Annotated in this window: 14 protein-coding genes; all 14 read left to right on the forward strand. The window is 72.9% G+C overall.

Translation table 11 applies throughout. The features are described 5' to 3' along the window. The first annotated feature begins 42 nt into the window (after positions 1 to 42). Positions 43 to 1149, forward strand: a complete 1107-nt coding sequence (gene rlmN / locus AB0F15_RS04805) for a 23S rRNA (adenine(2503)-C(2))-methyltransferase RlmN (protein ID WP_360265214.1) — start codon at positions 43 to 45, stop codon at positions 1147 to 1149. Between the two features lie 37 nt (positions 1150 to 1186). Then, positions 1187 to 1453 (forward strand): hypothetical protein, encoded by a 267-nt coding sequence (locus AB0F15_RS04810; protein WP_360265595.1) that lies wholly within the window; start codon positions 1187 to 1189, stop codon positions 1451 to 1453. A 224-nt stretch (positions 1454 to 1677) separates the two neighbouring features. Next, complete coding sequence (locus tag AB0F15_RS04815; protein WP_360265217.1) at positions 1678 to 2028, forward strand: hypothetical protein; 351 nt, start codon at positions 1678 to 1680, stop codon at positions 2026 to 2028. 247 nt (positions 2029 to 2275) lie between these two features. Further along, complete coding sequence (locus AB0F15_RS04820) at positions 2276 to 3289, forward strand: ParB/RepB/Spo0J family partition protein (RefSeq protein ID WP_360265220.1); 1014 nt, start codon at positions 2276 to 2278, stop codon at positions 3287 to 3289. Between the two features lie 118 nt (positions 3290 to 3407). After that, entirely contained in the window at positions 3408 to 3818 is a 411-nt protein-coding gene (locus AB0F15_RS04825) for an acyl carrier protein (RefSeq protein ID WP_360265222.1), read from the forward strand. Between the two features lies 1 nt (position 3819). Continuing rightward, positions 3820 to 4611, forward strand: a complete 792-nt coding sequence (fabG, locus tag AB0F15_RS04830; RefSeq protein WP_360265225.1) for a 3-oxoacyl-ACP reductase FabG — start codon at positions 3820 to 3822, stop codon at positions 4609 to 4611. Next, positions 4608 to 5027 carry a holo-ACP synthase gene (gene acpS / locus AB0F15_RS04835; RefSeq protein ID WP_360265227.1) on the forward strand — a complete coding sequence of 140 codons (420 nt, stop codon included), beginning with the start codon at positions 4608 to 4610 and terminating at the stop codon, positions 5025 to 5027. Before fabG ends, acpS begins: the two co-directional genes overlap by 4 nt. Continuing rightward, positions 5012 to 5452, forward strand: coding sequence for a hypothetical protein (locus AB0F15_RS04840; protein WP_360265230.1), 441 nt, complete (start codon positions 5012 to 5014; stop codon positions 5450 to 5452). The genes acpS and AB0F15_RS04840 overlap by 16 nt, the downstream gene beginning before the upstream one ends. Then, positions 5452 to 6714, forward strand: coding sequence for a beta-ketoacyl-[acyl-carrier-protein] synthase family protein (locus AB0F15_RS04845; protein ID WP_360265597.1), 1263 nt, complete (start codon positions 5452 to 5454; stop codon positions 6712 to 6714). The genes AB0F15_RS04840 and AB0F15_RS04845 overlap by 1 nt, the downstream gene beginning before the upstream one ends. Further along, positions 6711 to 7109, forward strand: coding sequence for a hypothetical protein (locus AB0F15_RS04850; protein WP_360265232.1), 399 nt, complete (start codon positions 6711 to 6713; stop codon positions 7107 to 7109). The genes AB0F15_RS04845 and AB0F15_RS04850 overlap by 4 nt, the downstream gene beginning before the upstream one ends. After that, entirely contained in the window at positions 7106 to 8386 is a 1281-nt protein-coding gene (locus tag AB0F15_RS04855) for a beta-ketoacyl-[acyl-carrier-protein] synthase family protein (protein WP_360265234.1), read from the forward strand. Before AB0F15_RS04850 ends, AB0F15_RS04855 begins: the two co-directional genes overlap by 4 nt. Then, positions 8379 to 10712 carry a beta-ketoacyl-[acyl-carrier-protein] synthase family protein gene (locus AB0F15_RS04860; RefSeq protein ID WP_360265236.1) on the forward strand — a complete coding sequence of 778 codons (2334 nt, stop codon included), beginning with the start codon at positions 8379 to 8381 and terminating at the stop codon, positions 10710 to 10712. Before AB0F15_RS04855 ends, AB0F15_RS04860 begins: the two co-directional genes overlap by 8 nt. Positions 10713 to 10738: 26 nt before the next feature. Further along, positions 10739 to 11827 (forward strand): 3-oxoacyl-ACP synthase III family protein, encoded by a 1089-nt coding sequence (locus AB0F15_RS04865; protein ID WP_360265239.1) that lies wholly within the window; start codon positions 10739 to 10741, stop codon positions 11825 to 11827. A 23-nt stretch (positions 11828 to 11850) separates the two neighbouring features. Next, the gene (locus AB0F15_RS04870; protein WP_360265242.1) at positions 11851 to 12753 is read left to right on the forward strand and encodes an ester cyclase; all 903 of its coding nucleotides are present in this window, start codon (positions 11851 to 11853) and stop codon (positions 12751 to 12753) included. Positions 12754 to 12772 lie beyond the last annotated feature (19 nt).

The following is a 12772-nucleotide window of genomic DNA, read 5'->3' on the forward strand; positions in this document are numbered from 1 at the left end:
GGTCCGGGCACCGGGGGAAGCGCGTGGGAGACTGAACGGGTTATGACTGCCCTCCCGCTCGTCTTCGATGCCCCCAAGCGCGGCCTGCCGCCGCGCCACCTCGCCGACCTTTCGGTGGCCGAGCGCGCCGAAGCCGTGGCCGAGCTGGGGGAAAAGCCGTTCCGTGCGAAGCAGCTGTCGAACCACTACTTCTCCCGCCTGACGGTGGACCCGGCGGAGATGACCGACATCCCGGCGGCGTCCCGCTCGCGGCTGGTCGAGTCGCTGATGCCGACGTTGCTGACCGAGGTCAGGGCCCTGGAGGCCGACAACGGCGCGACCCGCAAGACGCTGTGGCGCGCGCACGACGGCACGTTGCTGGAGAGCGTCCTGATGCGCTACCCGGACCGCGCGACGCTGTGCATCTCGAGCCAGGCGGGCTGCGGCATGGCGTGCCCGTTCTGCGCGACGGGTCAGGGCGGCTTGGACCGGAACCTCTCGACGGCGGAGATCGTGGACCAGGTCCGCTCGGCGGCGGCGGTCATGCGCGACGGCGCGATGCCCGGCGGCCCCGGCCGGCTGTCGAACATCGTGTTCATGGGGATGGGCGAGCCGCTGGCGAACTACAAGCGCGTGGTGGCGGCGGTGCGCCGGATCACGGATCCCGCTCCCGGTGGTCTGGGGATCGGCCAGCGTTCGGTGACGGTGTCGACGGTGGGGCTGGCGCCGGCGATCCGGAAGCTGGCGGACGAGAAGATGCAGGTGCGGCTGGCGGTGTCGCTGCACACGCCGGACGACGAGCTGCGGGACACGCTGGTGCCGGTCAACGAGCGTTGGTCGGTGGACGAGGTGCTGTCCGCTGCCCGGTACTACGCCGACACTTCCGGGCGGCGGGTGTCGATCGAGTACGCGTTGATCCGGGACATCAACGACCAGCCGTGGCGGGCGGAGCTGCTCGCGAAGCGGCTGCGGAAGCACCTGGGTCAGCTGGTGCACGTGAACGTGATCCCGCTGAACCCGACGCCGGGGTCGAAGTGGGACGCGTCGCCGAAGCCGGTGGAGCGGGAGTTCGTGCGGCTGGTCAACGCGGGCGGAGTAGCGTGCACGGTGCGCGACACGCGTGGTCAGGAGATCGCGGCGGCCTGCGGTCAGCTCGCCGCCGAAGGCTGAGTTTCGTTTCTGCTTCTGTGATGGAGAAATCGTCGTGATGTATGCCCCCAGCCTGCTGGACCCGGCTGCGGAATCGTTGAGGCTCGCGGACTTTCGCGGCGCGACGCAGGTGGCCCGTGAGGCCCGGACGCTGCTGGGTGAGCGGTTCAGTTCGGGCACGTTCATGTACGTGCTGATGCGGGCGTTCGAGGTGGAGTACACGGCGGCGTGCGACGCGGCGCGGTGGCACGAGTTCCACGGCGGACCGCGGGCGCTGTCGGACGCCGACCTCGAGGTATTGCTGGCTCCGTGGCTTGATCGCTGACCCGGTTCAGCTGATCCGCTCCCGCCGGGCAAACGCGCGAATGGCCGTCGCCGATGGCGTGCGTGGTCAGGACAGTGCGACGACCGCCACGACGAGGTAGCGCTGTGACCATCGTGGACGGTTCCGGGTGGTCAGGGTGAGAACGGGGACGCTCGTCTTGGTCCGGCCGAAGTGACTTCGTGACATCCGGGGGCCGGCTCCTCGAGTTCCTCGGCGAGCTTCGGGTGACCACCGGCTGGACGGTGGTGGTCATCGACGAGATCGGCGCCCTGTCGAGGTGGCGGCTGAGCGGATCGACGTGGCGGGCCACCGTGACCGTGGAGCCGCGGCGCTGGCGGGACGGTCAGCGTGAATTCGCGGAAGAAATCGAAAGCGACATAATCGAATTTCTTGACAACCTGAGAAAGGGAGTCATGCTGCGCGGGAATGACGGGTCGAAGTTCGTGCTCGTCTTTTCGTTGAGCGGCGCCCATGAGGGGCCGGCGACCTCCGGTGGTTGGCCATTTGTCGACTGCCCGGTGAGTGCGTGGTCCGCTGGCTACTCCGGACAGCTCCGCTGCGGACTCCCGCAATAGCCGGTCAATAGGGCACGAAAAGCGTTGCCCGACACGCTGGGAGCTGCGCCACCGAAGCGCGCCCACTCCGGCCATGGCTCGGCCGGCGGGTGCGGGCCCTGGGGAGGTCCCGATGCTTCGGCAACCCGGCACGAGCCGGCGGATTGCGGGGGATCAACGACGATCCGAGGGGTCGGCGCGAACGTTCGTCCTCTCGTACGCGTCGACACGGTGCGTGCGGGCGTGACGTGAAGATGGGGGAAATCCGTTGTCTGCACGACCTGAACTGCACGTCATAACCGAAGCCGAAACCGAAATCGAAACCCCGCCGGCCGTTGCGCTGGCGGTCGTCGTCGCTCCGGAAACCGGTGAAGCCGAGCCGGTGGCGCTCGATCGGTTGCTGGGGGCCGACTCGCCGCGGCTGTCCGGGGAAAGCCGGGAACACACCCTCGCGCTCGCCGAGCAGCTGCGGCTGTGCCCGCCGATCCTCGTCAACCGGCGCACCATGCAGGTGGTCGACGGAGTGCACCGGGTGCACGCCGCGCGTGCCCGGGGTGAGGCCACCATCGACGCCGTTTTCGTCGACGTCGATCCGGACGAGGCGTTCCTGCTGGCCGTCCGGGCGAACACCACGCACGGCCTGCCGCTTTCCCTGGCCGACCGCCGGGCCGCCGCCGTGCGGATCCTCGCCGGGAACCCGGCGATGTCCGACCGGGCCGTTGCGCGGGCCACCGGACTCGCGCCGAACACCGTCGGCGCCATCCGCCTGCGTTCGACCGTGCAGTGCGCGCAGTCGAACACCGCGCGGACCGGGTCCGACGGGCGGGCCCGGCCGGAAAGCACCGTCGAAGCGCGGCGGCGCGCCGGGGCCATTCTCAGCGAGCGGCCGGACACCCCGTTGCGGCAGGTCGCCCGGGAGACCGGGCTCTCGCTCGGCACCGCGCACGACGTCCGGGAACGCCTGCGGCATGGCCGGGATCCCGTGCCCGACGGGCAGCGCGTGCGGCGGGCACCTCGCCGCCGTGACCGGGTGCCGCGCGAACCGGTCGCTTGGTCGGCGATCCGGGCGCAGTTCGTCAAGGATCCCGTGGTGCGCTACGCCGATTCCGGACGGGCCGTCGTCCGGTGGCTCGACGCACGGGCGACCGACCGCGAAGAATGGCGGGACATGGTGGACGACGTGCCCGACTACTGGGTCGACGCGATGATCGACGTCGCCGCGTCGTGTGCTCGCGAATGGCAGCAGTTCGCGCGGGAGCTCGGCCGCCGCAGCAATTCTTGATCCGAACGCGCCGCGGTGGGGGCGGTGCGTCCTATGCTGGAAACAGCTCAATCGTATTCCTCCGGCGGCAGCGCATTGCGTGCCGTTTCTTTCCGGTCCTCATCGAATGGGAGAAACCATGACTTCACAGGTCGTCGCCGACGAGATCTACGGCGCCGTGCACCCCGCCGTGGCCGAGGCGCTCGGTCTCGACGACGCGGAGGTGACCCCGGAGGCGACGCTGATGGACCAGCTCGGCGCGGAGTCGATCGATCTGCTCGACATCCTCTTCCGGATCGAGCGGGCCACCGGGATCAAGATCGAGGCCGGTGACCTGGCCGAGTACGTGCAGGGCGGGATCCCGGACGAGGAGTTCGGCGACGAGCACGATGTCATCACCGCGAAAGGCCTGGCACAGCTCAAGAAGGTCATGCCGCAGCTCGACGACGGCGCGCTGGCGGGCAAGCTGCCCGCGACGCAGGTGATGAGCCACTTCACCGTGGCGAACCTGGCCGCGATGGTGGCCGGCCGCGCGGGTACGGGCCGCTGACGTGCCGGGCGGGGGCACGGGCGACCTGCGGGAGCGGGTCGCCCTGGTGACCGGCGGTTCGCGGGGCATCGGCCGGGCAGTCGCGGTGGCACTCGCCGCCGCGGGCGCCGCGGTCGGCGTCAACTACCGCGAAGGGGAAAGCGCCGCCCGTGCGGTCGTGGCGGAGATCGCCGAAAACGGCGGGACCGCGGCGGCGATCCAGGGTGACGTTTCCGATTTCGACCAGGCGCAGGCCGTCGTGGCCAAGACGGTCGCCGAATTCGGCGGCCTGCACGTCCTCGTGAACAACGCGGGCATAGCACGCGACGCGCTGCTCTTCGAAATGAACCCACAGGATTGGCTTGACGTCATGAACGTCAATTTCGGCGGCGTGTTCAACTGCACGAAGGCCGCTCTTCCGCAGTTCGCCGGTCAACGCGACGGCGTGATCGTCAACATGTCGTCGATGATGGGCGAACGCGGGTGGACCGGCGAGGCCAACTACGCCGCGTCCAAGGGCGCGATCAACGCCTTCACCCGCTGCGCGGCCGTCGAACTGGCCCGCTTCGGCGTCCGCGTCAACGCCGTGCTGCCCGGGTTCTCCCCGACCGACCTGGTGGCCGGCCTGCTGGCGAAGGACGACGGCCGCACCATCAAGCGGCAGGTGCCGCAGCGCCGGTTCGCGGCGGTGGAAGACGTTGCCGAAGCGACGGTGTTCCTGGCCGGCCCGCGGTCGGGGCACATCACCGGCACGCTGCTGCCGGTCGACGGCGGCGTCGGCGCGCAGCTCGGTCTCGGACGGACGAACTGGTGAGCCCGGCGACGAGCGTGCGGGTGGGGGTCGACCTGGCCGAGGTCGACCGCGTCGCCCGGCTGCTGGCCGAGCACCCCGGCCGGGAGGCGGAACTGTTCTCGCCCGCCGAAATCGCCTACTGCCGCCGCAAGCGCCACAGCGCCGTGCACTTCGCGGGCCGGTTCGCGGCCAAGGAGGCGGTGCTCAAGGCGGTCGGCACCGGGCTCGGGCCGCGGATGCGGTGGACCGACGTCGAAATCGTCAACGAGCCGTGGGGCAAACCGTCGGTGCGGCTGCACGGCGAGGTCGCCGCGCACGCCGGGCGGCGCGGGCTGACCGCGATCGACGTGTCGCTGACGCACTCGCCGTCGCTGGCCGTGGCCGGTGTGGTGACGACCTGGAGCCTGCCGGAGGAGAAAACGTGCGCTTCCACCTGATCGACCGCATCGACGCCTACGAGCCCTTCCGCTCGGTGCGCGGCCGCAAGCTGACGTCGGTGGGGGAAGACCTCTGGGACGGCCCGGACCCGGTGCTGCCGCCGCCGCTGGTGCTGGAGGCGCTGTGCCAGGCCGCGAGCTGGCTGATCGTGGCCAGCACCGAAGGCCGCCGCCGGGCCGCGCTGCTGCAGCTCGGTTCGGTGGCGTTCCACGGCGACGTCCGCCCGGGCGACGTCATCGAACTGGCCGGGGAGGTCGACGCGATGACCGACGAGATGGCCGTGCTCTCCGGCACCGCCACCGTCGACGGGGTGGTGGTGCTGGAGGCCGCCGAGATCATGTGCGTGCTCATCCCCGCCGACGAGCTGCAGGAACCCGCCGAAACCGGCCGCATGCGGCGGTTGCTGACCCGGGCGGCCGCGTGATGGGCCCGCGGGTCGCGGTCACCGGGCTCGGCGCGGTCACCCCGCTCGGCACCGACGTCGCCACGACGTGGGCCGGGCTCGTCGCCGGCCGCAGCGGAGTCGGCCCGATCACCACGTTCGACGCGGAGACGTTCCCGATTCGCATCGCCGGGCAGGTGCGGGACTTTTCGGTGGCGTCGTCGCTGCCCGGACCCGGCTACGGCAGGCACCTGAGCCGGGCGGCCGGATTCGGGTTCGCCGCCGCGGCGGAGGCGATGCGCCAGGCCGGGGCCGAGGGCTGCTACGCACCGCACGAGGCTGGGATCGCCATGGGCGCGAGCGCCGGGCGGCCGGAGGAGCAGGAGCTCACCGAGGTCATGACGGCCTACCGCCGCTCGGACGGGCACGACATCCGCGCCCAGCGACCCACCGGCATGCTGCTGCGGCAGCAGAACGTCGGCGTCGAAGCGATCGCGCGCCGCTGGCGGCTGGAAGGGCCGATGATCGGCGTGAGCACCGCGTGCTCGGCGTCGACGCACGCGATCGGCGAAGCGTTCCGGCACATTCAGGAAGGCGACGCGAAACTGGTCGTGGCCGGCGGCTACGACTCGCTGACCACGTGGCTCGACGTACTGGGGTTCACGCTGCTGGGCGCGCTCGCGGCCGGGTTCGAACACGATCCCGCCGCCGCGTCGATGCCCTTCGACCGCGAGCGGCGCGGGTTCGTCCTCGGCGAAGGCGCGGTGGCGCTGGTGCTGGAGGACCTCGCGGCCGCACGGGCCCGCGGAGCGGAGGTGCTCGCCGAGATCACCGGCTACGGCACGAGCCTGAACGCCTACCGGATCACCGACGCCCCGCCGGACGGGACGGGGCCCGCCGAATCGATGGCCCGTGCGCTGGCCGACGCGGGCGCCCGTCCGTCCGAAGTGGACTGCGTGGTCGCGCACGGCACCAGTACGCCGGGCAACGACCTCTGCGAGACCGCGGCGCTCAAGACCGTGCTCGGCGAGTTCGCCCGGGGCGTGCCGGTGACCGCGCCGAAGTCCATGACCGGCCACCTGACCGCGGCATCGGGCGCCCTCAACGCGCTCGTGGCGATCCAGGCGATCCGGACTTCGGTGATCCCGCCGACGATCAACCTGCGCACGCCGGACCCGAAGCTCGACCTCGACTACGTGCCGAACCGGGCGCGGCGGGCGCCGGTGCGCACCGCGCTGGCCAACGCGTTCGCCTTCGGCGGCACCAACGGGACGCTCGTGCTGGGCGCCGGAGGTGGCTCGTGAGCCCGAAGCTGCTGGCCCTGGACCGCGTGCTGGCCATCGAACCCGGGGAATGTGCGCGGGCGCTGCGGAACGTCCCGAACACACTGTCCCTTTTCGACAGTCACTTCCCCCTGCGGCCGGTGCTGCCGGGCGTGCTGGTGCTCGGCAGCATGGGCGAGCTCGCCCGGGCGCTGCTGGCCCACTCGCCGGGCGGCGCGTGGCGGCTCGCCGGGGCCGAACGGGTGCGCTACCGGCAGTTCGTGCAGCCGGGCGACCAGATGGAGATCGAGGTCCGGATGCGGGAACAGACTTCCGGCGAGGCCGTGCTGGGTGCGACGGTGCGCGTGGAGGACAAGGTCGTCACGACGGCCCGGGCGCTGCGGATGGTCCGCACCGGCGACGGGGACCGGTCGTGAGGCGCGTGGTGGTGACCGGGATCGGCCCGGTCACCGCGGTGGGCACGGGCGTGGACGCCGCCTGGAAGGCGTTGCTGGCCGGGCATTCCGGGATCGGGCCGATCCGGCGGTTCGACGCGTCCTCGCTGCGCACCCGGCTGGCAGCGGAGATCGACGGCTTCACCGCCGGCGACTTCCTGGACCGCCGCAGCGAGCGCAAGACGACCCGCGTCGAGCACCTCGCCGTCGGCGGGGCGGCGCTCGCGGTCGCCGACGCCGGCCTCGACGCGCTCGACCCCGCCCGCACGGCGCTGTTCACCGCGGGGAGCAAGGAAGTCTCCGACCTCACGAAGCTGGTGGACGCCGTCACCGGCGCCATCGGCGAGCACGGCCGGTTCGACGTCCGCCGGGTGGGGGAGCGCAGCGGCACCTTCCCCCCGCTGTTCTACGTCGAGGGCCTGCAGGGTGCGTCCCTGTTCTACATCTCCGCCAAGTGGGGGCTGACCGGCCCGAACACCTACTTCGCCGGCACCGCGGAAGCGGGCGCCAACGCGATCGGCCGGGCGTTCCGGGTGATCCGCCGCGGCGAGGCGGACCGCGCGATCGCCGGCGCCGCCGACGACCCGGTGTGGTGGTGGCCGATGTCGTCGTTCGACTCGCTCGGCCTGCTCAGCACCGACAACGACGCCGGGGCGGCGGCCTTCCGCCCGTACGACCGCCGGGGCAGCGGTGCCGTGCTCGGCGAAGGCGCGGCCTTCGTGCTGCTGGAGGAGTACGAGACCGCGAAACGCCGTGGCGCGCCGATCTACGCCGAAGTCGTCGGCTACGGCACCGGGGCCGACGCGCACGCCGGCGTCACCCCGCACCCGGACGGGCGCGGCCTGGTGCACGCGCTGCGCCGGGCGCTGGCCGAAGCCGGGTGCGCGCCCGGAGACGTCTCGTACATCGCTTCGCACGGCAGCGCCACCCGGCTCGGCGACCGCAGCGAGGCGCGGGCCCTGCGGACGGTCTTCGGCGCCGCGGTGCCCCCGGCCAGCAGCGTCAAGCCCGCCACCGGGCACCTCGTCGGGGCGGCCGGGGCCCTCAACTTCGCCGTCGCCGCGCTGGCGGTCCGCCACGACGTGGTGCCGCCGACGCTCAACCTCGAGGACCCGCGGCCGGAGTGCGCCCTGGACTGGGTCCCGGGCACGGCCCGGGAACTGCCGGTGCGGTACGCGCTCGCCGTGGCGCGCGGCCTAGAAGGACAGAACGTCGTGTGCGCCTTGCGTTCGGTAGCAGGAGGGACGAACCGTGACTAGTACACAACCCGTGGCCCGGCGGTACCCCCGGGTCGCGGTCGCCGGGCTCGGCGCCATCACCGCGCTGGGCCCCAACGCCGAGGCGCTGTGGGTGGGGGCCCGCGACGGCCGGGTGGCCATCCGCCCGGTGCGGCACCTGCCGATGGCGGGCTACCGGACCGGGCTGGGCGGCGAGGTGCCGGGCCTGCCGGAGTTCACCCCGGACGTGGGGTACCCGCTGGGCTGGCACGACCCGGCACTGGAGTTCCTGCTGCACGCCGCGCAGGAGGCGGCCGCGGCGGCACCCGAGGTGCGCCGCGCCGTGCGTCCCGAGCGCTTCGGCGTGGTCGTCGGCAGCTGCAACGCCGGGCTGGTCAGCGGCGAACACTGGTACCGCGCCCGGCTGCGTGGCGAGGACGCCGATCCGCGGCTGGTCGTGTTCGTGCCGCCGCAGGCACTGGCCGAGTCGGTCGCCGGCGCCTTCGACGCGCGCGGGCCGGTCCTTTCGCTCGACACGGCCTGTGCGGCCGGGGCCAACGCACTGGGCTACGCGGCGGACCTGATCCGCTGGGGACTGGCCGACGCCTGCCTCGCGGGCGGCACCGACGCGCTGTCCGGGGTGCTGTTCGCCGGGTTCAACTCCCTCGAATCGCTGTCCCCCGAACCGGCCGCGCCCTACTCGAAGGATCGGCTCGGGCTGTCGCTCGGCGAGGGCAGCGGGATGATGCTGCTGGTCCGCGCCGACCTCGCGGCCGAGCTCGGCCTGGCCGTGCCCGCCGAAATCGCCGGGTACGGGTTGTCCGCGGACGGCTACCACCCCACCGCGCCGCACCCGGAGGGCCGCGGCGCGGCGCGGGCGATCAAGGCGGCGATCGACGCCGCCGGCGTCACGCCCCACGACGTCGGGTACGTCAACAGCCACGGCACCGGCACGGCGAAGAACGACCCCGCCGAGACGCGCGCGACCAAGCGGGCGCTGGGCGCCGCCGCCCGGGAGACGCTGGTGAGCAGCACGAAGTCGATGATCGGGCACCTGCTCGGCGCCGCGGGCGCGGTCGAGGGGATCGTCACCGTCCGGGCGCTGCAGGAGCAGACCGCCCCGCCGACGGCCAACTTCACCGAACCGGACGGCGAATGCGACCTCGACTACGTGCCGAACGTGGCGCAGCCGATCCGGACGAGGGTCGCGCTCTCGAACAACTTCGCCTTCGGCGGGGCCAACGCGACCGTCGTGTTCACCCGCGGCCGGCAGGCGGGGCCGCCGGAGCCCGTCCTCGACGGCGTGCTCGTCACCGGCGTCGGGGCGCTCACCCCGGCCGGCACGACCCCGGACCGGCTGTGGACGGCGTTCACCGAAGGCCGGGACCTCACCGAAGACGCCGGCGGGTACCGCCTCGGCCGGGCCGGGCTCGACGCGGAGGCGTTCCTGAACGCCCGGCAGCGGCGGCGGATGGACCGGCTCGGCGTGTTCGCCGTGGTGGCCTCGCAGCTCGCGCTGGAGGACGCCGGCCTGAAGCTCACCGACGAAAACCGCGATCGCGTCGGCGTGGTGTTCGGGACCGGGGTCGGGCCGATGGAGTCGATGGAACGGTTCTCCCGGCCGCTGTTCGAGGACGGCCCGCGCGCGGCCAACCCCGCGGTGTTCCCCAACACCGTCTACAACGCCGCGGCCGGGCAGGTCGCCCAGCACCTCGGGCCGGTCGGTCCGACGTCCACGGTGACCACGGGCCACGCGGCGTCGGCGAACGCCCTGGTCTACGCGCGCGACCTGCTCACCGGCAACAAGGCCGACGCGATGATCGCCGTGGGCGCCGACACGCTGACCGACACCGTCGTCGACGCCTATCGCGGGCTGGGCGCACTGCGTCCGCACCGGGGCTTCGCGCTCGCGGAAGCGGGCGTGGCGCTGGTGCTCGAACGGCGAGCCCGCGCGGCCGAGCGGGACGTCACCGGCTACGCGGAGGTGCTGGGTTACGGCATCGCGTCGGACGGGCGCGGACCCGGCCGATGGGACGCCCGCGGGCACGGGATCGAGCGCGCGATCCGGACGGCGCTCGACCGCGCCGGGATCACCGCGGACGAAGTGGAGAGCGCCTGGACGAGCGCGGCGGGTCTGCTCGTCGCCGACCGGCCCGAGGACCGCGCGCTCACCCGCGTGTTCGGTGCCGGCGTGCGGAAGTTCGCGCCGAAGCGGCTGTTCGGCGAGCCCATGGGTGCGGGTGGCGCGCTCAACGCCGTGCTGGCGTCGATGAGCCTGCGCGACGGGCACACCACCGGGCCCGCCCTGGTGCTCAGCTCGTCCCTCGGCGGCACGCACTTCGCCGTCCTGCTCGGCGGATGCCGGTGAACCCGGCCGAGAACTGGGAGTCCTCCATGACCGATCTCCTCCGTCCGGTGCACCTCGCGGGGACCGGCGCGGCCCTGCCCGGCGAACCGATCGGCAACGCCGCCGTCGAAGCGCTGGTGGGCCCGCTGCCGCCGGAAATCCTCGACGGGCTGCAGGTCCGCACGCGGCACTGGATCATCGACCCGGCGACGGGCGAACACCGCGACAGCAACTCCGGCCTGGCGCACCGGGCGGTGTGCCAGGCACTGGAGCGGGCCGGGGTCGACGCCGCCGACGTCGACCTGGTCGTCACCGCCACCGCCAGCCCCGACTACCTGCTGCCGCCGATGGCGACCTTCCTCGCCGACCGGCTCGGCCTGCGCGAGTGCGCGACGCTGGAGGTGCGGTCCGGCTGCGCCGGGTTCGTCGAGGCGCTCGACGTCGCACGGCTCTACCTCGAACGCGGGCTCAAGCGGACCGCCGTCGTCGTGGGCAGCGAGACGATCTCGCCGCTGCTGGTCCCGCTGTTCGTCGGCAAGGACCCGCAACGGATCCGCATGCGCGACCGGATGAACCCGTACAACTTCGGTGACGGCGCCGGCGCGGTCGTGCTGACGGCGGGCCAGCCCGGCGAGGCGGGCGGGATCTCCGGCAGTGCGCTCGCGTGCGTCGGCGGCGGCCGCGCACCGGGGATGCAGCTGTTCGGCGCGGGAGGGACGCACGCGCCCCTGCACCAGCAGCTCGCCGCGAAGCTCCCGCAGGAACTCAGGGTGGACCTCGTCGAGTCGGGCAAGCACACGCCGCACGTCATCGCCGAAGGACTGCGCGCGACGCTGGCCGCCGGCGGGGTCGCGGCCGAGGCGGTGGACCTGTGCGTGCTGCCCGAAGGCAACGCCGGCTACCTCACCGGCGAACTGGCGGCGGCCGGGGCGCTCACCCCGGAGTGGCTCGCGGTGCAGCCGAAGATCTTCGAAAACCTCGCACTGGTCGGTGCCACCGGCTCGGCGGCCGTGCCGCTGGCGCTCGACCACGCGTGGGTGACCGGCGCGGTGGCGCGGGACGACGTCGTCGCCCTGCTCGCCATCGAGACCAGCAAGTGGAAGTACGGCGGCACCGTCCTGAAGTGGACGGCGTGACCAGCGATCGGAAGGCAGGGAAAGTGGACCGGGCACAGGAGAACAAGGACCTCGTCGCGGGGTTCTTCGAAGAGGTCTGGAACAACGGGAACCTCGACCACATGGACAAGATCTACACCGAGGACTTCCGGCTGAACGCCCTGTGGGAGAACACTTCACTGGGCCGGTCGGGGACCGCGGCGAAGGAGGAGGCGCGCGGCACCATCGCCCGCTGGCTCGACGGGTTCCCGGACATGCACGTCACCGTCGAGGAGCAGATCGCCGACGGCGATTTCGTCGCGTCCCGGCACGTCGCGGTCGGCACGCAGGCCAAGGAGTTCCAGGGCATCGCCAACACCGGCAAGCGTGGTGCGGTCACCGGCATCACGATCAACCGGATCAGCGGCGACCGCATCGCGGAGGTGTGGACCTGCTGGGACGCCCCCGGCATGATGGTGCAGCTCGGCGTGCTCCCGGCCCCGCCGGGGGAGGGCCCGCCCGCCGACCTCGGGGCCCGGTGGGCCGCGCTCGCCCGGCCCGCGGACGGCTCGGCGGCGGAGACGAAGGCCGTGGTGCGCCGGGCGTTCGCCGAACTGTGGTCGGCCGGGCGGTCGGCCGACGAGCTGTACGCGCCGGGGTTCACCGGCCGCATCCCGCTCGGCGCGCTGCTGCACGGCCCCCAGGGCATCAACGGCTTCGTCGCCGGCTGGCGGGGGAGCGTGCCGGACCTCGACGTCGAGGTCCACGCCCAGCACGCCGAGGGCGCGCGCTGCACCACCCGGTTCACGATGCGCGGCACGCACGAAGGCTTCTGGTTCGGCGTGCCCGGCACCGGCAAGCAGGTCAGCCTGTCCGGGATCGCGATCACCACCGTCGAGGACGGCCGGATCGTCGCGGAATGGGCGGAGTTCGACGGCCTCGGCCTGCGCCGCCAGCTGCTCGGCTGACCCGGGGGCGCCGCGCTCC

This window comes from Amycolatopsis sp. NPDC026612, from assembly GCF_040638285.1.
Lineage (GTDB): Bacteria > Actinomycetota > Actinomycetes > Mycobacteriales > Pseudonocardiaceae > Amycolatopsis.